This is a genomic window from Lentzea alba (genome assembly GCF_047445655.1).
In the GTDB taxonomy this organism is placed as follows: domain Bacteria; phylum Actinomycetota; class Actinomycetes; order Mycobacteriales; family Pseudonocardiaceae; genus Lentzea; species Lentzea alba_A.
The window spans coordinates 1-20,171 of the sequence record NZ_JAJAEG010000067.1 but is presented as its reverse complement, the minus strand read 5'-3'; the positions used below and the strand labels follow the sequence as shown (position 1 = coordinate 20,171).

Annotated in this window: 18 protein-coding genes, 1 rRNA gene and 2 pseudogenes; 6 read left to right on the top strand and 15 right to left on the bottom strand. The window is 68.8% G+C overall.

Annotation, left to right across the window (positions count from 1 at the left end; genetic code table 11):
- From LFM09_RS49135 to LFM09_RS49110, 6 genes and pseudogenes are all read right to left on the bottom strand, one after another.
- Positions 1-312 (bottom strand): annotated as a pseudogene (locus tag LFM09_RS49135) (transposase); the annotation flags it as partial.
- Positions 313-317: 5 nt separating this feature from the next.
- Positions 318-1,196 (bottom strand): annotated as a pseudogene (locus LFM09_RS49130) (IS256 family transposase); the annotation flags it as partial.
- Between the two features lie 328 nt (positions 1,197-1,524).
- On the bottom strand, positions 1,525-3,408 hold the full coding sequence (locus LFM09_RS49125; RefSeq protein WP_414103559.1) for an ABC transporter ATP-binding protein: 1,884 nt from the start codon (positions 3,406-3,408) through the stop codon (positions 1,525-1,527).
- 76 nt (positions 3,409-3,484) lie between these two features.
- Entirely contained in the window at positions 3,485-4,297 is an 813-nt protein-coding gene (locus LFM09_RS49120; RefSeq protein ID WP_414103557.1) for an enoyl-CoA hydratase/isomerase family protein, read from the bottom strand.
- Between the two features lie 57 nt (positions 4,298-4,354).
- Positions 4,355-4,564 (bottom strand): helix-turn-helix domain-containing protein, encoded by a 210-nt coding sequence (locus LFM09_RS49115; protein WP_030473247.1) that lies wholly within the window; start codon positions 4,562-4,564, stop codon positions 4,355-4,357.
- A gap of 175 nt (positions 4,565-4,739) precedes the next feature.
- Positions 4,740-6,368, bottom strand: coding sequence for an ABC-F family ATP-binding cassette domain-containing protein (locus LFM09_RS49110; RefSeq protein ID WP_414103556.1), 1,629 nt, complete (start codon positions 6,366-6,368; stop codon positions 4,740-4,742).
- A 137-nt stretch (positions 6,369-6,505) separates the two neighbouring features.
- On the opposite strand from LFM09_RS49110, the gene LFM09_RS49105 reads away from it, so the two are divergent.
- Positions 6,506-7,258: an SDR family oxidoreductase gene (locus tag LFM09_RS49105; protein WP_414103555.1), complete on the top strand. Its 753-nt coding sequence runs from the start codon at positions 6,506-6,508 to the stop codon at positions 7,256-7,258.
- Here LFM09_RS49105 and LFM09_RS49100 read toward each other — a convergent pair.
- Positions 7,255-8,130, bottom strand: a complete 876-nt coding sequence (locus LFM09_RS49100; protein WP_414103554.1) for a LysR family transcriptional regulator — start codon at positions 8,128-8,130, stop codon at positions 7,255-7,257. The genes LFM09_RS49105 and LFM09_RS49100 overlap by 4 nt on opposite strands.
- A 78-nt stretch (positions 8,131-8,208) precedes the next feature.
- Here LFM09_RS49100 and LFM09_RS49095 point away from each other — a divergent pair, with 78 nt between their 5' ends.
- Together LFM09_RS49095 and LFM09_RS49090 are read left to right on the top strand one after the other, a co-directional pair.
- Positions 8,209-9,090, top strand: a complete 882-nt coding sequence (locus LFM09_RS49095) for an EamA family transporter (RefSeq protein WP_414103553.1) — start codon at positions 8,209-8,211, stop codon at positions 9,088-9,090.
- Positions 9,087-9,701: an NAD(P)-dependent oxidoreductase gene (locus LFM09_RS49090; RefSeq protein ID WP_414103552.1), complete on the top strand. Its 615-nt coding sequence runs from the start codon at positions 9,087-9,089 to the stop codon at positions 9,699-9,701. Before LFM09_RS49095 ends, LFM09_RS49090 begins: the two co-directional genes overlap by 4 nt.
- Here the strand turns inward: LFM09_RS49090 and LFM09_RS49085 are convergent.
- Positions 9,685-10,155 (bottom strand): GNAT family N-acetyltransferase, encoded by a 471-nt coding sequence (locus LFM09_RS49085; RefSeq protein ID WP_414103551.1) that lies wholly within the window; start codon positions 10,153-10,155, stop codon positions 9,685-9,687. The two genes, LFM09_RS49090 and LFM09_RS49085, sit on opposite strands and share 17 nt — an antisense overlap.
- A gap of 9 nt (positions 10,156-10,164) precedes the next feature.
- On the opposite strand from LFM09_RS49085, the gene LFM09_RS49080 reads away from it, so the two are divergent.
- Positions 10,165-10,677 carry a hypothetical protein gene (locus tag LFM09_RS49080; RefSeq protein WP_414103550.1) on the top strand — a complete coding sequence of 171 codons (513 nt, stop codon included), beginning with the start codon at positions 10,165-10,167 and terminating at the stop codon, positions 10,675-10,677.
- On the opposite strand, the gene LFM09_RS49075 is transcribed toward LFM09_RS49080, so the two are convergent.
- The 4 genes from LFM09_RS49075 to LFM09_RS49060 are packed head-to-tail and all read right to left on the bottom strand — an operon-like array spanning position 10,661 to position 12,805.
- Positions 10,661-11,164 (bottom strand): SigE family RNA polymerase sigma factor, encoded by a 504-nt coding sequence (locus LFM09_RS49075; RefSeq protein WP_414103558.1) that lies wholly within the window; start codon positions 11,162-11,164, stop codon positions 10,661-10,663. The genes LFM09_RS49080 and LFM09_RS49075 overlap by 17 nt on opposite strands.
- Positions 11,165-11,174: 10 nt before the next feature.
- Positions 11,175-11,570, bottom strand: coding sequence for a hypothetical protein (locus LFM09_RS49070; RefSeq protein WP_414103560.1), 396 nt, complete (start codon positions 11,568-11,570; stop codon positions 11,175-11,177).
- A gap of 33 nt (positions 11,571-11,603) precedes the next feature.
- Positions 11,604-12,284, bottom strand: a complete 681-nt coding sequence (locus LFM09_RS49065) for an acVLRF1 family peptidyl-tRNA hydrolase (RefSeq protein WP_414103549.1) — start codon at positions 12,282-12,284, stop codon at positions 11,604-11,606.
- Complete coding sequence (locus tag LFM09_RS49060; protein ID WP_414103548.1) at positions 12,281-12,805, bottom strand: hypothetical protein; 525 nt, start codon at positions 12,803-12,805, stop codon at positions 12,281-12,283. Before LFM09_RS49060 ends, LFM09_RS49065 begins: the two co-directional genes overlap by 4 nt.
- A gap of 284 nt (positions 12,806-13,089) precedes the next feature.
- Between LFM09_RS49060 and LFM09_RS49055 the strand changes: the two genes are divergently transcribed.
- The gene (locus LFM09_RS49055) at positions 13,090-13,992 is read left to right on the top strand and encodes a hypothetical protein (RefSeq protein ID WP_414103547.1); all 903 of its coding nucleotides are present in this window, start codon (positions 13,090-13,092) and stop codon (positions 13,990-13,992) included.
- 121 nt (positions 13,993-14,113) lie between these two features.
- Complete coding sequence (locus tag LFM09_RS49050; RefSeq protein WP_414103546.1) at positions 14,114-15,136, top strand: hypothetical protein; 1,023 nt, start codon at positions 14,114-14,116, stop codon at positions 15,134-15,136.
- A gap of 54 nt (positions 15,137-15,190) precedes the next feature.
- On the opposite strand, the gene LFM09_RS49045 is transcribed toward LFM09_RS49050, so the two are convergent.
- From LFM09_RS49045 to rrf, 3 genes are all read right to left on the bottom strand, one after another.
- Positions 15,191-17,986: a S8 family serine peptidase gene (locus LFM09_RS49045; RefSeq protein ID WP_414103545.1), complete on the bottom strand. Its 2,796-nt coding sequence runs from the start codon at positions 17,984-17,986 to the stop codon at positions 15,191-15,193.
- 161 nt (positions 17,987-18,147) lie between these two features.
- Positions 18,148-19,689 carry a deoxyguanosinetriphosphate triphosphohydrolase family protein gene (locus LFM09_RS49040; RefSeq protein WP_414103544.1) on the bottom strand — a complete coding sequence of 514 codons (1,542 nt, stop codon included), beginning with the start codon at positions 19,687-19,689 and terminating at the stop codon, positions 18,148-18,150.
- Between the two features lie 273 nt (positions 19,690-19,962).
- Positions 19,963-20,079 (bottom strand): 5S ribosomal RNA (gene rrf, locus LFM09_RS49035).
- Between the last annotated feature and the right edge of the window lie 92 nt (positions 20,080-20,171).

The window sequence follows — 20,171 nt, the reverse complement described above, 5'->3', positions numbered from 1 at the left end:
GAACTCGGCCCAGGCGTTGTCCCACAACCGCACGATCGCCGGATACCGAGCACCCCAGGCCTCGGTGAACTCGGCGAACCGCTCGCGGGCGGCGGCCTCGGTCGGCGCGGTGTAGACCGGCTTGAGCGTCTTGGCGATTGCGTCCCAGTGCTGACGGCCCGCGTAGCGGAAACTGTTGCGCAGCAAGTGCACCACGCAGGTCTGGGTGATCGTCTGAGGCCAGACGGTGGTGATCGCGTCCGGCAGGCCGGTCAGCCCGTCGCAGACGACCATGAGCACGTCGGCCACGCCCCGGTTCTTCAGCTCGGTCAGTNGGCGATTGCGTCCCAGTGCTGACGGCCCGCGTAGCGGAAACTGTTGCGCAGCAAGTGCACCACGCAGGTCTGGGTGATCGTCTGAGGCCAGACGGTGGTGATCGCGTCCGGCAGGCCGGTCAGCCCGTCGCAGACGACCATGAGCACGTCGGCCACGCCCCGGTTCTTCAGCTCGGTCAGTACGTGCAGCCAGTATTTGGCGCCCTCGCCGCCGTCGCCGGCCCACAACCCAAGGATGTCCCGGCGGCCCTCGCAGGTCACCGCGAGCGCGACGTAGATCGGCCGGTTGGCCACCTGCCCGTCCCGGATCTTGACGTGGATCGCGTCGATGAAAATCACCGGATACACCGCGTCCAGCGGCCGGTTCTGCCATTCGACCATGCCCTCGATCACCTTGTCGGTGATCGTCGAGATCGTCTGCCGCGACACCTCGGCGCCATAGACCTCGGCCAGGTGAGCGGAGATCTCCCCAGTCGTGAGTCCCTTGGCCGCCAACGAGATCACCATCTCGTCCACACCACCCAGACGCCTCTGCCGCTTGGCCACGATCTTGGGCTCGAAGCTGGCGTCGCGGTCCCGCGGCACGTCGATCTCGACCGGGCCGACATCCGTCAGCACGGTCTTCGAGCGGGTGCCGTTGCGCGAGTTGCCGGTCCCGCGGCCGGCCGGGTCGTGCTTGTCATAGCCGAGGTGATCGGTGATCTCGCCCTCGAGCGCGGACTCGAGCAGCCGCTTGGTCAGCTGCTGCAGCACCCCGCCCTCACCGGTCAGCTTCAGGCCACTGGCCTTGGCGCTGCTCAGCAGCTGTGTGACGAGCTGCTCGTCCAGGCCGTCCAGACCGGTCCCAGGCGTCGAGTCCTCAGCGTTCTGCACGCCGGACATCATGTCGGTCATCAGGTGCACTTCCATGATCGGGAGTTACACCGCTGTTTTTACAGTCCCGCGTCAGGCGTGCCATCAACCCGCCCGCGGCGCTGGCCCCCTGATCAGATTGGCGGAGTCCGGGGCGGAGCCCCGATCTTTGAACAGGACCCGCCGCCCGCAAAGCGACCACCCGCCCGGTCGCGTCCCGCAAGGCGACCACCCCGCAAGGTCGCGTCCCGCAAGGCGACCACCCCGCCCGGCCACGTCCCACAAGCCGACCACCCGCACACAACGACCCACCCACGGACAACAAACCGGAGCCTGCCAACGCACCAGGGGTACGACCCTACGAAACCGGCGCGGACCGATCAGAAAACCGGGGCGTGGGATAGACCCCGACCACAGGAGGCTCAGCAAACTGGGTGTTGTAGAGGTCGGAGTAACGTCCCTCGGCGGCCATCAGTTCGGTGTGGGTACCGCGTTCGACGATCTCGCCGTTCTCCACCACGAGGATCTGGTCGGCGTTGCGGATGGTCGAGAGGCGGTGGGCGATCACGATCGAGGTGCGGCCTTGCAGGGCCTCGGTCAGGGCTTCCTGCACGGCGGCCTCGGACTCGGAGTCGAGGTGGGCGGTGGCCTCGTCGAGGATCACAACCCGAGGCCGAGCCAGCAACAACCGAGCAATGGTCAACCGCTGCCGCTCCCCACCCGACAGCCGATACCCACGCTCCCCGACCACGGTCTCCAGCTGATCCGGCAACGACGTCACGAGGTCGAGCAACCGAGCCCGCCGCAACGAGTCCCAAATCTCGTCATCCGAAGCCCCAGGCGCCGCGTACTCCAAGTTGGCCCGAATCGTGTCGTGGAACAGATGCCCGTCCTGCGTAACCACCCCAACAGTGGACCGCAACGAATCAAAGCTCAGATCCCGAACGTCCACTCCGGACAACTGAACAGCCCCGGAGTCAACGTCGTACAACCGAGGCACGAGCGAAGCAAGTGTCGACTTCCCGGCCCCAGACGACCCAACAACCGCGACCAACTGCCCGGCTTCAGCCTTGAAGCTGATGCCGTGCAACACTTCCTCTCCGCCACGAGTGTCCAAAGTGGCCACGGACTCCAGCGACGCCAAAGACACCTTGTCGGCTGACGGGTAGGCGAAGCGCACGTTGTCGAACGCCACCGACACCGGGCCGGGCGGGACCGAACGCGGATCCTCGCGTTCCTTGATCATGGGGTCGAGGTCGAGGACCTCGAAGACGCGCTCGAACGACACCAGAGCAGTCATCACGTCGACACGGGCGTTGGCAAGGGCGGTAAGAGGCGCGTACAACCGAGTCAGCAACAACGCCAACGAAACCACGGTGCCGGCAGCAAGATGCCCGGTCAGCGCCAGATACCCGCCCAGCCCGTACACCAACGCCTGAGCAAGCGCAGACACGAGCGTCAACCCGGTCATGAACCACCGAGTGGCCATGGCGGTCCGAATCCCGATGTCCCGAACCTTCGCAGCCTTCTCCCCGAACTCGGCGTCCTCCCGCTCAGGCCGCCCGAACAGCTTCACCAACGTCGCACCAGGAGCCGAGAACCGCTCGGTCGACTGAGTGACCATCGAAGCGTTCAACCCAGAAGCCTCGCGCTGCATGTCCGCCATCCGCCGGCCCATCCGCTTGGCGGGCAGCACGAACACCGGCAGCAACACCAACGCGAGCGCGGTGACCTGCCAAGACAGCGTGAACATGACAGCCAGCGACAACAGCAACTGGATGATGTTCGTGACGAACCCCGACAGCGTGGACGTGAACGCCCGCTGAGCCCCGATCACATCGTTGTTCAGCCGCGACACCAACGCCCCGGTCCGGGTACGGGTGAAGAACGCAACGGGCATCTTCTGCACATGCCCGAACACGGCCCGGCGCAGGTCGTAGATCAGCCCCTCACCGATCCGCGTCGACTGCCACCGCTCGACAACCCCGAGCCCGGCATCCACGACAGCCACCAGCGCGATGACCAGAGCCAGCCACACCACGACCGAGGGCGCCGAGCCGCGCACGATCGCGTCGACCACCCGGCCGGCCAGCAGCGGCGTCGTCACCGCGAGAACCGACGAGATCACCGTCAGCAGCAGAAAAACAACGAGCTTCGCCCGATGCGGCCGGGCGAAGGCCAGCACGCGCCGGAAAGTGCCTCGGCGCACCTTCGAAGGTGCGTCCGAGGTCACCCCCATCATGAATCGCCAGGAGCTGTAACCGTCCACGCCCTATAGAACAGCACACGGGTCTGACAATTCCCTGACCTGCGAGAATTCAGCCCTGGGCGGACAGCGCCGCCAACGACGAGATCCGGCGCAGCTGAGCAGCGCGCTCGACCGCGAGCTGCGCGTCCAGCGAAGGGCCGGCAGCCGCGGAAGCGATCAGGGCCAGCGTCTCCGAGACCGCACCCGGAAGAGGCTTCAGAACCGAAGCCACCAGCGACTCGACAGCCGAGTCCAGGTCGGACAAGGGCACGACGGAGTTCGCGAGGCCGATCTGCAACGCCTCCGCGGCCGGAACCCGGCGGGAGGTCACGCACATCTCGGCCGCGCGCGAATACCCCACGAGTCGCACGAGGGGCAGAGTTCCGCCGAGGTCGGGGACCAGGCCCAGCCCGGTCTCGGCCATGCAGAACTGCGCGTCCTCGGCGAGCACGCGGAAGTCACACGCCAGCGCCAACTGGAAGCCCGCGCCGATGGCGTGCCCCTGCACCGCGGCGATCGTCACGCGCGCCGGATCGCTCAACCACGTGAACCCGGCCTGGTACGAGGCGATCTTCGCGTCCGCCTCTTCAGCGGACAGGGAGAGCATCCCCGGCAGCCCACCGGGTTCGCCGTCGACGGGCTCACCGGTGAACATGCGCCGGTCCAGCCCTGCCGAGAAGGCACGGCCGGAACCCCGGACGACCACGACGCGGACGTCCGGGTCCAGCTGCTCACCGATGTGCCGCAACGCCGCCCAAGTGGCGGGCGTCTGTGCGTTGAGCACGTCGGGACGATCGAGGGTGACGGTCGCGAGCGGCCCGGAAATAGCGAGCCGAACGCCACCGCGCTCAAGCACACCAGCGTCGATTGCGGGCACTGGCATGTCATACCTCCGGCGAACTAGAAGCTAGTTACCGGAGAGTAGCAGTCTGTTGGAGAGCTACTTCTTCTTCGTCCGGGTGGCGCCACCGCGACCGCGCAGCGTGACGCCGGATTCCGACAGAACCCGGTGCACGAAGCCGTAGGAACGTCCAGTGCTTTCGGCCAAAGCACGGATGCTCGCGCCCTTTTCGTACTTCTTCTTCAGGTCAGCGGCCAGCTTGTCCCGCGTGGCGCCGGTGATCCGGGCACCCTTCTTCAGGTCAGCCACCTTGTCCCGCCTTCCGTACGAGCAGGTCGGGCCGTTCTACGGCCCCTGTCGTCGCAATGATCGAACAGGAACCGGCAGAACGCCAGGTGATCAAGCAAAGAGATCGCCGAACGGTCGATTCGATCACACTCAGTTGATCACAGGGTGCGCTCGGTAATCCTTTGAGGGGTGGAGATCACGCCAGCTGCACGAGTTCGAGGTAGTCCTCGGACCAGTGATCCTCGGTGCCGTCGGGCAAGAGGATCACCCGCTCGGGCTCCAGCGCCTCGACCGCACCGGGGTCGTGCGTGACCAGCACGACCGCGCCCTCGTACCGCCGCAGCGCGTCGAGCACCTGCTCGCGCGAGGCCGGGTCGAGGTTGTTGGTCGGCTCGTCGAGCAGCAGCACGTTCGCGGCCGACGACACCAGACCGGCGAGCGCCAGTCGCGTCTTCTCGCCACCGGACAACGTTCCGGCGGGCTGCTCCAGCTGCTCGCCGCTGAACAGGAACGTGCCGAGCAACGACCGCAGCCGCTGCTCCTGCTCGTCCGGCGCCATGTGCCGGATGTTCTCCCACACCGACGCATCGTGGTCGAGCGTCTCGTGCTCCTGCGCGAAGTAGCCGATCTTCAGGCCGTGGCCGGGCACGACCTCGCCCGCGTCCGCAGGCTCGCTGCCACCGAGCAGCCGCAGCAACGTGGTCTTGCCGGCACCGTTGAACCCGAGCACCACGACGCGGGAACCCTTGTCGATGGCCAGGTCCACGCCGGTGAAGATCTCCAGCGAGCCGTAGGACTTGCTCAGTCCCTCTGCCATCAAAGGAGTCTTGCCGCACGGCGCGGGCGCCGGGAAGCGGATCTTGGCGACCTTGTCGTTCTGGCGCACCTCGTCGAGACCGTCGAGCATCTTCTGGGCGCGCTTCGCCATGTTCTGCGCCGCAACGGCCTTCGTGGCCTTCGCGCCCATCTTGGCGGCCTGCACCATCAACGCGCCGGCCTTCTTCTCGGCGTTGGCACGCTCACGACGACGGCGCTTCTCGTCCGTCGCACGGGCTTCGAGGTACTTCTTCCAGCCCAGGTTGTAGATGTCGACCTCGCCGCGCATCGCGTCGAGGAACCACACCTTGTTCACGACGTCGTCGAGCAGCTCGACGTCGTGCGAGATCACCACGAGCCCACCGTCGTGGGACTTGAGGAACCCGCGCAGCCAGGTGATCGAGTCCGCGTCGAGGTGGTTCGTGGGCTCGTCGATCAGCAGGATCGTGCTGGACTTCGCACCGACACCGGCCTCGGAGGCGGCGAACAGGATGCGCGCGAGCTCCACGCGGCGGCGTTGACCACCGGAGAGCGTCTGCAGCGGCTGCGCCAGCACGCGGTCGGGCAGACCGAGGTTCGAGCAGATGCGGGCGGCCTCGGACTCGGCGGCGTACCCACCGAGCGCGGCGAAGCGCTCCTCCATCCGCCCGTACTTGCGCACGGCGGTGTCCAGCTCGTCCGGGTCGACGAGCTCGGCCATCTTGGACTGCGCCTTCTCCATGTCGCGCACCAGCTGGTCGAGCCCGCGCGCGGACAGCACGCGGTCCTTCGCGATGACCGACAGGTCACCCTCGCGCGGGTCCTGCGGCAGGTAGCCGAGCTCGCCCTTGCGCGTGACGGCGCCGCCGTACGGTTCGCCCTCGCCCGCGAGAACGCGCAGGGAGGTGGTCTTGCCGGCACCGTTGCGGCCGACGAGGCCGATGCGGTCGCCGGGCTGGATGCGCAGGTTGGCGCCGCTCACGAGAATGCGTGAGCCCGCGCGCAACTCCATGTCAGTTGCGGTGATCAAGAGAAACTCCGAGTAGATGGGTACGGCAAGGACGGCGCGTACGGGTTCGACCTACTCCAGGAGGATCACGGCACCCATTCTACGGGGTGTCGACCATCGAATTTCCCACGTGTGGCCAGACGCATAGATTGCCGACCATGAGCGAAGACTTCTCCGGCAAGACGGCGCTGGTCACGGGTGCGTCGCGCGGCATCGGCCTCGGCATCGCACGCGAGCTGCTCTCCCGCGGCGCCAACGTCACCATCACCGGCCGCAAGGCGGACCAGCTCGCCGCAGCCGCTGCGGAGCTCGGCGGCAAGGTCCTCACGATCCAGGGCAACGCGGGCGACGACGCGTCTCGCGAGGAGGTCGTGGCGCGCACGGTCGAAGAGTTCGGCAGCCTCGACGTGCTCGTGAACAACACCGGCATCAACCCGCAGTTCGGCTTCCTGATGGACGCCGACCTCAACGCCGTCCGGAAGATCTTCGACGTCAACGTCGTGGCGGCGCTGGGTTTCACGCAGCTCGCGTGGAAGGCGTGGATGGGCGCGCACGGCGGCGCGGTCGTGAACATCGCTTCGATCGGCGGGATCCGGTCCACCGGCGTGATCGGCGCGTACGGCGCGTCCAAGGCGGCGTTGATCCGTCTCACCGAGGAGCTCGCGTGGCAGCTCGGCCCGAAGGTGCGCGTGAACGCCGTGGCGCCCGCGGTGGTGAAGACGAAGTTCGCCGAGGCGTTGTACGTCGGCCGTGAGGAGGAAGCCGTTCAGCAGTACCCGATGAAGCGTCTCGGCACGCCGCAGGACGTCGCCTCGCTCGTGGCTTTCCTCTGCTCCGACGGTGCTTCGTGGATCACCGGCGAGACGGTTCGCGTCGACGGCGGCCTTCTTTCGACCGGCACCGCCGGCTAGTCCGCCGAAACGCCGAGCACGTCGAGGAACGCGGCCGCGGCCGGGGTCAGCCCGGCCACGCTCCACACCAGGTGCTCCACCCGTGAGGGCCCGTTCGCGATCGGCAGCGTGACCACCCCGCTCAGCCGCGGCGTGTACCGCGACGGCAGCACGGCGACCCCGAGACCTTCCCGGATGAGCCCGGCCATCAGCTCGGCGGTCGTCACCTCGAACGCGACCTCGCGCTGCAGCCCGGCCGCGGCGAACGCCTGGTCGGACTGCGTGCGTCCGGGCGACCCCGCGGGGAAGTCGACGAACAACTCCTCGGCGAGGGTCGCCAGATCCGTTTCGGCCCGCCCGGCAAGGGGGTGCGAGGGCGCGACGACGGCGACGTGATCATCGCGTGCCAGCTCGCGCCCGCGCACGCCTTCCGGCGTCACCCCGGGCGGTAGACCGAGGAACGCCAGATCGATCGCACCGTGGCGGACCTGCTCGACGAGCTCGTGACTGGGCAGCATCCGCAACGCGACCCGCACCTGCGGATACCTCTCGCGGAACACCTTCAGCGCGGCGGGCAGGTCCACGGCGGCAACGGTCGGGATCACCCCGACCACCACCCGGCCGCGCACCTCCCCCACCGCCGCGGCGACCTCGGCCGCCGCCCGTTCCGCGAAGTCGAGGCACTGCCGGGCCGACGGCAGGAACGCCGCACCCGCCGGGGTCAGCCGGACGCTGCGGCTGGTGCGGTCGAACAGCCGGGCGCCGAGCTCGCGTTCGAGGCGCGCGATCTGGTGGCTCAAAGCGGACTGCACGACCAGGCAGCGCTGGGCCGCCCTGGTGAAGCTGCCGGTCTCGGCGACCGCCACGACGTACCGCATCTGCTGGAGTTCCACGGATCTATCTTGAATCACGATGGATCACGTGACAAACATGTGTTGGACTCATCATCGCTGGCAGCGAACACTTGAGGTGTGAGAAACAACGACTTCACCCGCACCGCGCTCGCGGCGTTCGCACCGGTGGTCTGGGGTTCGACCTACGTGGTGACGACCGAACTGCTGCCCGCCGGGCACCCGCTGTTCGCCGGCCTGCTGCGGTCGCTGCCCGCCGGCCTGATCGCGCTGGCGTTCACCAGGACGCTGCCCCAGGGCAGGTGGTGGGGCCGGGCCGCCGCGCTCGGCGTGCTCAACATCGGCCTGTTCTTCCCGTTCCTGTTCATCGCGGCCGAACGCCTGCCCGGTGGCGTCGCGGCCACCCTGGGTGCCGCGCAGCCGCTCGTGGTGGCGTTGCTCGCGGTGGGCGTGCTGAAGGAGAGCCCGTCGGCGTGGCGGTTCGCGTGGGGTGTCGTCGGCGTGATCGGCGTCGGGCTGGTCGTGCTAGGCCCGGCCGCCGGGTTCGACCTGGTCGGCGTGCTGGCCGGGTTGGGTGGCGCGGCCACGATGGCGCTCGGCGTGACGCTGACCAAGAAGTGGGGCAGGCCCAAGGAGGCGAGCCCGACGGCGTTCGCGGGCTGGCAGCTGACCGCGGGCGGGTTGTTCCTGGTGCCGGTGACGTTCCTGTTCGAGGGCGCGCCGCCGGTGATCGGCCTCGGCGCGGTGATCGGTTACCTGTGGCTCGGCGGCATCGGCGGTCTGCTCGCGTACGTCCTGTGGTTCCGGGCGATCGGCACCCTGCCGGTCACGTCCGTCTCGATGCTCGGCCTGCTCTCTCCGATGGTCGCCGCGGTGCTCGGGGTCGCTGTGCTCGGTCAGACGCTGGACCCGGTGCAGCTCACCGGTTTCGCACTCGCACTGGCCGCGATCGTCGCCGCTCAGCGCCCCGCACCCGTGCTGGCCAAGGGAGTTCTGCAGTGAAGATCGCGGTCGTAGGTGCAGCGGGCATGGTCGGCTCGCGAGTGGTGACCGAGGCGTTGCGACGCGGGCACGACGTGACAGCGGTGTTCCGCGGCGAGATTCCCGTTGTACCGGCCGGAGTTCGGGCCGTGCGTGGCGACGCGGCCGATCGCGAGCTGATGGACGGCCTGCTGTCCGGAGTGGACGGTGTCGTCGCCGCCACCCGGCCGCGCCCCGGTGACGAGGACGCGGTCGGCCCGGCCACCCGGACGTTGCTGGACGCCGCGCTCGCCACTCGGACCCGCATCCTCGTGGTGGGTGGAGCGGCACCGCTGCGGTCGCCGGGCGGAGGCCTCGTGCTCGACGACAGCCGTTACGTGCCAACGCACATCCGCCCCGTCGCCGCAGCGAGCGTGCGCCAGTTCGAGGTGTGCCGCTCGCATCCGGCGGAATGGGTCTACCTCAGCCCGCCGGCGCTGCTCGAACCCGGCGAGCGCACCGGCACCTACCGCCGCGGCCGCGACGTGCTGCTCACCGGCCCGTCCTCGATCTCGGCGGAGGACCTGGCCGTGGCGGTGCTCGACGAGCTCGCGGAGCCGGGCGTGGACCAGCACTTCACCGTCGCGAGCTGAGGTCCAGCTTCAGCACGATCTCACCGTCGTCGACCTCTCCGGTGGGCACGAACCCGTAGCGGCGGTAGAACGGCTCCGGGCTCCCGTCCCCCGGCACGCAGCTGGTGATCAGCTCCTTCGCGCCGTCCGCGCGGATCAGCGCGACGACCTCGTCGAGGATCGCGGTCCCGTAGCCGCGCTTCTGGTGCTCGGCCCCGATCAGCAGCCGCCACAGGAAGTACGGCCCGCGAAGGTCCGGCCCCGGCACCAGGTTCCAGCTCAGCATGACGAACCCGACCGGTTCCTCACCGTCGTAGACCGCGCGGAACCACGGTTTCGCGTCCGGCTCCTTCGCAGCGTCCAGGAACGACTTCTCCACGCTCGCCACGAACTGCTCCTGGTCGGGGCGCACCCTGACCGCGATCACCTCGTCGCGGTTGGCGTCGGTGATCTCCACGAGCCGGATCTGGGTCATCCCCGCATTGTGGGCGGCGATCCGGGAAGCATCGAGCGATTAACCGCTCACCGGGACGTCGGCGGCATCGACGCCACGTGGCTGGACGAGGACGTCGGGCTGATCGACGTCTGCGGGCGGGTCGGAGGCATGGTCGTGGACGTGCTCGGCGGCTTCGACGCCGGTGGCGCCAGCAGACTCGACTGCGGCGGCGTCACCGTGGTCGGCGTCGGCGCGGTCGAACGCGGCGGCGTGGTGGGAGGAACCGGCGAGGTGGTCGAGGGCACCGAGGTCGTCGAAGACGGCGACACCGCCGGCTCCGGAGGCGTCGCGGACGGCAGCACCGCCAGCGCCACCGCCACGACGCCCACGGTCGCGAGCCCGCTGCCGACCACCGCGATGGTGCGCCGGCGGGACCGCACGGCCTGGCCGCGCTGGATCAGGTCGGCGGCCGTGACGGCACGGGGCGGCGCCTCTTCGCCGTGCAGGGCGGAGAAAGTCGCCCGCAGGTCGTCTTCGCGAACCATCACACCTCCAGCCTGAGATGATCGAACTCCGGCCCCAGTTTGCGCCGCAAGGTCTCCAGTCCCTTGCTGCTCTGCGACTTCACCGTGCCCGTGGAGCAGCCCAGTGCGGTCGCCGTGTCCTCGACGCTGAGATCGTGCCAATAGCGCAGCACGAGGACAGCGCGTTGCCGTGCGGGCACGGCGGTGAGCGCCTGCCACACCACGAGCCTGTCCTCCGCCCCTGCGACGGAGGACAGGCCCTCTGGGGGTGTGTCAGTCAGCTTCTCCCTGCGCCAGCGCACCTTCCGGCGTTCCGCGAGGAACGTCCGGACGACGATCTGACGCAGGTACGGTTCGAGCCCCGACCGGTCCGCAAGCTTCGGACCGGCCAGGTAAAGCTTCAAGAACGCCGACTGCATGACGTCTTCCGCCTCGTGCCAGTTACCGCACAACAAGAACGCGGTGAAGCGCATCGAGTCGGCGCACCGGTCGAAGCAGTCGGTGAACTCGGCCTCCCAGTTCAGCGGTGACTCCTCACCGGGCCGGGGTCGACGAGACCGGCGGCGTCGTCGCGGGGTAGGAGGTCGACGGCGGCACCAGGATCGGCGGCCGCGAGGTCGTCGACGGGTGCTGCGGCGTCGTCGGCGGCCGGGTCGGCGAGACCGACGTGGTCGGCGGGTACTCCGGCTTGGAGGAGGTCGGCGACGGCGGCGTCCAGGTCGTGGGCGGGTGCTGCGGGGTGGTCGGCAGCGACGAGGGCGGGGCCGTCGTCGACGGGTATCCCGGCGAGGTGGAGATCGGCGGCTGCGGTGCCGAGGTGGTCGGCGGGTGCTCGGTCGTACCGCCACCGCTCAGCGCCAGCGCGGGCACCGCGATGCCCACGGCACCCAGGGCCACAGCTCCGGCCACGATCGCCATTCGTTTGCGCACTTTGTCGGCTCCAGCAGGTCAGTGGTGCCCGGATCAGGCACCCTCACCCGTATCCATGCGGTCGGCCGCCGGCCCGGTTGCCCGTGTGTCCTGGATCACGATCTCGACGCAGCGGGCCCGTTCCGCGGCCTCGTCCAGCACCGCGCGCCGAGGTTCCGGCACGTCCAGGACGCGGTCCTCGGCCTTCGAGAAGACGTCCCGGAGCCTGCGGTCGTTGCGCAGGACGTCCAACGCCTGCCAGTCGCCGCCGAGCACCACGCTGTCCAGTTGGGCGAGCCTCGGCACGAGCACCCGGAACACGTCGTCCGCGGCCGCCTGGAGCGCGACGCGGGCCTGTCCCTCCCGGCGGCGCGCGAACCGCTGCTGCGACCAGCCGCCCGCCTTGTTGCGGCCGTGCACCTGCTTGCGGTCCGTCGTGGACGCCTCGACCTTGCCGCCGAACGCCACCCCGACGCTGTGCCCGCCGAGCCGCACGAGGATCAGCCCGATCCGGCGGGGTGTGGTCAGATTTTCAACGACCTCTAGTAGAGAAGTGCCACCGCGCGTCGCGAACGTGGCCGTCGCGCCGTCCGCGGCGGTGATGGTGAGCACGTCGTCGTCGATCCGGGTCTCGATGTCGCCGTGCCGTTCGGCGAACCTGCCGATCCATCCCTCGACGCGCTCCGGTTCGACCTCGACGGCCCTGCCACCGGGCACCGGCCGGACCCTGCTCACGCCACGCCCACCCAGACCGGCACGCGGTAGCCGCTCTCACCGGGCGCAAGTCGTTGAACCGTCACAAATCCCGCGGCGAGCAGCGCTTCTTCCATCTCGGGCGCGGAGAGCACCCTGTGGCGCGTGGAGGCCGTTCCGGTGATTTCCCACCCCGAGACACCCCGGAGCAGGGAAACGACCTCCAGGCCGTACGACAGGCCGTCGGTAGCCCAGTCCCAGAGCTGCAGGGTCACCCGATCACCGCTGACCTTCGGCGGCGGCGCCGTCGGCCGCAGCACGCCGAGCCGGTCGAGCTCAGGAACGGCGGCGACCAGAACCCCGCCAGGTCTCAGCACCGAGCGGGCGAGCATGAGGATGTTCGCGAGCGACTCCTCGTGCGCCAGTCTGGGCAGGAGATCGTCCGTGGCCCGCACCGCGTCCACCTGGACGCCGGGCACCACGTCGAGCAGGTCGACGACCGCGTGCGGACCGGGCCCGAGCACCGCGCCGGCCACCGATGTCAGCACGTCGAGGTCGTTCACCGTGCACACACTAGAGCCATCCCGTTACGAGGCGTGCAGGGCACAAGGATGTTACTGATCGGTTCGAAACGCTTGACAGATGGGTCTCGAAAGCGTGAACTCGTCAACCGTATGGATTAACCATTGACTCCATCCGGTCTCGACCAGCGATGTTCACGGACGGGTAGGGTCACTGGGGCGTGATCTTATGACAGCGGGGAGTCACCATGACCACTGCTGCCGGTCGACCAACACTGACCGTTGACGACACAGACTCAACGGGCCACGGCAGCCTTACGCAGCTCTTGACGACGGGACCGTTCCCGGAGGCGTTGAGGGCCGCTATCAAGGCGAGCCGTCTCAGCCTCGACCGCATCCAGCACCGGTTGGCACTGCGCGGCGTGACCATCAGCGTCGCGACGCTCAGCTACTGGCAGTCAGGACGGCGAAGGCCGGAACGCCCTGAGTCGCTGGAGGCGCTGCGGCACCTCGAGTCGGTCCTGGGCGTGCCTCAGTCAGGTCTGTCGGCGCTGCTCGGACCGCCTCGTCCGCGAGGCCGCCGTTGCCGCCCGACGACGATGATGCCGATCGACGCGCTGTGGGCGCGTCGGGAGCGGGTCGCGAACCTGCTCTCGAAGGTCGACACGTCCTCCGACCTGAAGCTCGGCCGGATCAGCCAGCACGACCGCATCGAGATCTCTGCCGACGGCGGGCAGAAATCCGTGTGGGTGCGGCAGATCCTCCGCGCCGAACAGGACGGCCCTGACCGCTGGGCGCTCGTGTTCGAGACCGAGGAGAGCGACGTTCTCCCCGAGATCGTCAACGTGCGCAACTGCCACCTGGGCCGGATCGCTCGCGACCACGAAGCCAACATCATGGTCGCGGAGATGATGTTCGAACGGCCGTTGACCCGCGGCGAGACCCTCATCATGGAATACCAGCTGGTGTTCCCCGAGGGCCACGCACCCAAGGGCAACAACACGTTCGCCCGCAAGTTCCGGCTGCCGGTCCGCGAGTACGTCATCGAGGTCCGGTTCGACGAGACGAACCTGCCCTCGCGCGTGCAGCAGTACAGCGTGCCCGCGGGCGACGAGACGCCCTCGCGGCGTCGCAACCTGACCCTGGACACGGGAGGCGGCGTCCACGCCGTCGCGCTCGGCTTCGGTCCGGGTGTGTTCGGCATCCGCTGGGAGTGGCCGAACCGCTAGCTCGCTTTGCTGAGAGGGGCGCTTCCCGTTGTCGGGGAGCGCCCCTTTTGGTACCGAAAGGGCAGTCACGTCCGCCCCTGTGGACGTGGGCTGGACTCGTGTGGCCTCATAGCCTGGGGTGATGCCGCGCAGTCGTCAGCAGTCCAAGTCGTCGACCGGCGCCACTGCGGCCACGCCCACCGGTCCCGGTGAGCACCGGCTGTTGTCGTTGCAGGCCCAAGCGGGCAACGCCGCCGTGTGCGCGCACGTCGCCCAACGGCTGGTCGTGCAACGGGACACCGCGGACGTCGCGGCCGGCCGCCGTGACGCCGTCGAGGGCAGGCCCAAGGGCGGTGCTCCGCGGGCGGGCGCGGCGATGGCGGACTACAACCGCGGGTTCGCGGAGGGGCTCGACGAACGGCTGCGCGACGCACTCTCCCGGCGCGACTGGCCCACGGCCGCACTGGTGCTCAACGCGTTCAACGTGGACGACATCATCGGCCGGATCGCCCGTGTGCCGGTCCAGGACCTCATGGAGATCGAGCGGGCCGCCTTCGACCATCCCCGGTTGAGTCGTCACGCGCAGGTCGGCCAGGTCATCCACGACATGGTGGAGGCCACGGTCCCCGGCGCGTATCCGGGGCCGCAGGTGTTCCCGAACAACTTCGGAGACCGGCTGGGGCCCGTGGGCGGAGCCGTGATCGCTGCCGCCGGTGGTGTGCTGGCGCTGCGCCTCGCCGCACCGCTGCTGGCCGGGTGGTGGCGGACCATCGCGATCCGGGTGGGGATGACGAGAGCCCTGATGGAGGGCGACCGCGAGCACACCCGGCTCATGAGGATGGAGCTGGGCAGGTTGATCGAGCGCCTGATGAACGGGCCGGGCGGACGGGTGCTGGTGACCTACCAGACCGACACACCGGCGGCCGGCGTCGAGCTTTACCTGACGCAGCAAGGCTCTCAGTACGCGCAGGCCGTCGCGGCCGGCCGGAACCTGTACCAGCTGCGCATTCCCGAGCAGCTGTACCAGATCCTGGTCAGCCGGGGCGAGATCGTGGTCCGCACCGGTTCGATGGCGGGCCAGGTCGGTGACGACATCCGCATCTCGCCCGGTGCGATGGCGTTCCTGAGCCAGTACTTCCGCCAGATCCCGCTCGGCGGCCCGTGAACGAAGAAGGCCCCCGGCACGCGCCGGGAGCCTTCTCGTTGTCAGCTAACGGGTTCACACCCAGCCGGCGACGTGCAGCGTGACGTTGCGGATCGAGCCGCGGTCGGAACCGACCACGTCCGCGACCTTGAACGTCCAGGTGCCGTCCGCCGCGTCCGCCAGCAGCGACGCCAGCGTGCCCGACGCGGGCTTCCACGAGCCGGTGAACGGCGCGTCACCCGCGAGCACCGTCGAGAACGACCGCGTGGCCGAGTCGTCGAACACGGCCTGGCAGATGTTGGCGCCGGTACCGCCGGAACGCGAGAACAGCGTCACGGTCTTGCCGGCCGGCGAGGTGAGCGTGCCCACCAGGTCACCGACGAAGGTGTGGTCGATGCCCACCGTCGTCGAGCCCTCGGTCGCCGAGCACGTGGCACCGTCCACGGAGAACTTCAGGTTCGACGCGCCGCCGACACCCGTGACGGGCAGCGAGATCGACACACCGGTCTGGTCGTTGTCCGGGATGGCCACCGGCGCACCGGTGTACGCGAACGTCTTGAACTCACGCGACGGTTCGCCCACGCGGAAGGTGAACGAGGCGGCCGTCGGCGAGGTCGAGCCCGCGTAGGTCACCCTCGCGTCCAGCTTGACCGCGCTACCGAGCACGGCACCGGCCGGCACGGTCACCTTGAAGGTGTTGCTGACGGTCTGGCCGACGTCGATGTTGCCGTAGTACTTGGACCGCGGCGCGATGGTCACACCGGCGGTCGGCGTCGACAGCACGACCGAGGTCGACGCGGCCGAGCCGTCACCGTTGTTGGCCACCGGCACCGTCACCGTGGCGGTGGTGCCCGGCTTGAGGTACTGGCTGCCGTCGGCGTCGTTGACGATCGTCGGCTTCTGCGCACGGGCCAGCGCCTGCGGCGACGCACCCGTGTACGCGAGGGCCCTGTCGGCCATCACGATGCCGGCACCGGTGCGGTTGTCCACACCGGACTCGACGATGTCGATCGCCGTGGCCACAAGGGCTTCCTTGACCTCAGCGGGCGACAGGGTCGGGTTGCCGGACAGGATCAGACCGGCGATCGCGGCCGCGTTCGGGGCCGAGGCGGACGTGCCGAAGAACGGCGCGAAGCCCGGCACCGACGTGGTCACACCGTCGGCCGCGGTGATGTCCGGCTTCTGCCGGGTCTCGGCCAGCGGGGTGCCGTCGGGCGCGAAGAACGTCTTGCGCGGACCGTCGGAGGTGAAGCGCTCCGGCTTCTGCGTGCCGTCGAAGGCGTTCGGGAACGGGCCCTTCGGGTTGGCCGGGTCACCGGGGTGCAGGTCGAACGGCAGTGCACCCGCGGCAGGAGCGGCCGCGACCGAGATCGCGCCCTTGGCCGCGGAGTGGCCGCGGGTCATGCCGGGCGAGACGTACTTCTTGAGGCCGTCGTTGGAGTCGGCGAACCGGCCGCCGAACAGCGACAGCGCGAAGTACTTGTCCTCACCGCGGAACTTCACGACCGCGAGACGCGTGCCCGTGGAGGTGCTCGGGGTGTTGATGCGCTCGTACGGGTCCTGCGCGCCGTCCTGGTTGTTCTGGCTGAACGTGACGACGTTGCCCTGGGCGTTGACCAGGTAGAGGTCGTAGTCGTTGAACGACTGGCCGAGCGGGTCGGCCCAGTGCAGCGTCACCGGGGTGTCGCCGGAGAAGTTCGACAGCGGGTTGAACAGCTGCTTGGCGTTCGGGTCCGGGTTGAAGTCGTGCGCGCTGCCGGCGAACTTGCCGACGCCCACCCCGGAGTCCACGAACTGGCCCTCGTAGTGGCCGGACGTGCCGTCCGCGACGTTGCCCTGGTTGCCGGCGCTGGAGAAGAACACCGCGCCGTCCGCGGCCACCGCGTCGACAGCGCGCGCGATGATGCCGTCCTGGAAGGGCGACTCGTTGAAGTAGATGACGTCGTCGACGATGACGTCGCAGCCGAGGTCGAAGCGCAGCTTCTTGATGTTGTCCGCGAAGCTCGCGTCACCGTTGAACGCCGTGGCGAAGCCGAGTTCGGCGTTCGGCGCGAGGTCGTGCAGGATCTCCAGCATCGCCGTGCCCTCGTCACCGGAGCCCGCCTGGCCCGGCACGATGTCGACGGCGGGCAGTTCGCCCGCGGCCTGCGACACGGTGAGCGAGTTGACACCGTCGGAGAGCGCGCAGAGCTTCACGCCGACACCGGTCACGTGGAAGCTGCCACGAGCGGCCTCGGCGCTGTGCGCCTTGTCGCTCTCGGCGACCTTGGCCGCCTGCACCGACAGCTGCTTCTCGGTGAGCCTGCGCTCGATCTCTGCCGCTTTGGCCTCTTTGGACGGAGCCTGCTTGCGACTCTTGTTGTCCCGCTTGTTCTTCACGTCCTGCGTCATCGCGTCGCTGCCGGGCTCGACGCGGGCGACGTCGCTGCGGCCGGCGATCTCGGCGATCTTCGCGACCGGCACCTCGGCACGCACGGTGCGGTGCTCCTGCGACACTGCTCGAATCTGCCCACCCGCCGCGCGGACAGCGTTGACCAGGTCCTCGGAGTACTGCTTGGCGCGGATGTCGACCAGCGTGGTGGCCTGCGGCGTCACGGCGACGCCGGTCTGCACCTGCGGAAGGGCACTCGTCGTCCCCGCTTGGGCGTGCTTGCGCGCCTCCACGACGAGCGTGCTGTCCACTTTGGACTCAGCTGGGGTGAGCGACTTCTTGATGTGCTGCAGCGCGGCGATCTGGGCCGCGGTGCGGTCGGTGATGGACTTGGACGCCTTGACCGGATCCGCACTTGCCGGCGTGACCGCCGTGAGCGCGGCCAGAAGAACTGCGGTGCCTGCGGTGACTAACGTCGTGCCTCTTCGAGATCGGCGCACAGGGCTTCTCCCCCGAACGTTGTGCGTGCCCCCGAGCACGCTGCCTGCGGCCGGATGATCCCGGCCGAGGCGTCAACGTATGGCGCACGACTGATCACAGTCAGCATCCTTTTGGGCTACTTCCCGCTTAGCAGACACAATCACACTTCACAGAACACACTTCACAGAACAAACGCGTCAGTCCACAACTGACCGGTTCGCCCGGAAAGGGCTTCCAGCAGCGCCGCCGCCTGGTTGTCCGTGAGCGACGCGACGAAGTCGACCACCGCCCGCCCCCGCGCCAGCCGCGTGATCGCATCCGGCCCAACCGGCAGCTCCCCGGCAGAACCGACCAATGTGGACGGCTCCGTACGGGCGAGCGCCGCGTACTCCGTTTCGGCCAACTCCACGAGGTCGTGCAGCCGCCGCGGCAACCGATCCGCCTCGGTCCGATCCGTGACCCACTGCTCCAACGCGTCCACGAGACTCGTGAGAAGCCGCGCCTGCCCCCGTTGGTGCAAGGCCAAATCCGGCCTCAGGAGCACGAACCTGCGATGCACGAACTTCAACACCTGCACCTCGTGCCACTGCTGAACAGCCAGCACAACATGCCCGGACCGCGGCGTCGGCTCCTCGATGACCCCGACCGCGTCCACCAGCCGGCGCGTCCACCGCGCACTGAACCCCGCAACCGCCTGCTCGGCCTCGACACTCCCGTCGAACGGCACCGCCAGCAACCCGTCGACGAGCTCCTTGCTCACCTTCCGCACGGCGTGGGCGAACGCTTCGTCGTTCATCACCCACGAGTCCTTGAGGTGCATGCGCCGCCGCAGCGTCTCAAGCGACCGCCCAGGCATCCGGATCTCGGCGTTCAGCTCCGCGTCGCTCAGCCCGGCGAGGTCGAGCGCCTGCGCCTGCCACGTCCCGAGCTCGGCCGCGACCGTCGCGTGCTGCAACACCCCGACCCGGTGGAAGTCCTCCAGGTCGTGGATCGCGTAGGCGATGTCGTCCGCGGTGTCCATGACACTCGCCTCAACGGTCTGCTGCCAAGACTCGATGCGCCCCTGGAAGGGCTCCCGCGACTGCTTGAGGTCGTTGATCTCCGTGACGTACGCGGAGAACTTCGAGCTACCGGTCCCCGGCATGTCCTCGGGCGCGGCCGCACCGCGGGGCGCGATGGCGAGGTCCAACTTCTCGTGCCGGGTCCACGGGTACTTCAACATCGCCGCCCGCACCGCAACGGTCAGGTCGAGCCCGAGCGCCTTGGGCCCACGCACATCCGTCGTCGTGACGATGCGGTACGACTGCGCGTTCCCCTCGAACCCGTCCGGCAACCCGAACCGGTGCCGCGCCAGCCGATCCAGCACCTGCTCACCGAGGTGCCCGAACGGCGGGTGCCCCAGGTCGTGCGCGAGCGCGGCTGCCTCCACCACATCGGGGTCGCACCCGCCGAGCTTCTCCAGCACCGCGGTCAGCTCGGGCCGGCTCGTCAGTCGTTCCGCGATGGCACGGGCCGCCTGCGCCACCTTCAAGCTGTGGGTGAGCCGGTTGTGCACGAGCAGCCCCGAGCCGGTGGAGCTGACCACCTGCGTCACGCCGCCGAGCCTCGCGAAGAACGGGGAGCTCGCCACCCTGTCGCGGTCGACGCGGAAGGGGTTCGTGGCGAGGTCGGCGGTCCTGCCCACGCCGGCTGAGCGGCGGGCGGAGCGTTGCTCGTTGTGCATGGCAAAGAAGGTACCGGGCAGCCACGAGACGTCGGCGCCCCACGCGTCTTCCTCATTGCGCGGCGAAGATGACCATGGTTTCGTGACACCTCCCTCGGGTGGAAATGACTACTAGAGGGAGCGGGACCCGAATCAGGGCATTGTTCACCCGGTCGAGTGAGCCCCCAGCCCTGAGTTCGGCCGCGGGTGCCGTCCATGCCCGGACCGGCACAGCAGAAAGCCCCCGAGGGGAGCGCTTGTGGCGCTCGACCCTAGGGGGCTTTCTGTACGTAAGTTCGGCGGCGACCTACTCTCCCACACCGTAACCAGTGCAGTACCATCGGCGCAGAAGGGCTTAACTACCGGGTTCGGAATGGGACCGGGTGTTTCCCCAACGCTATAACCACCGAAACACTATGGAAATGTTCAACCAGAGCTCATCGAGCTCAATCGGTTCCGGTTGTTCTTCCAGAACCGCACAGTGGATGCGTAGCGTCTTTGTA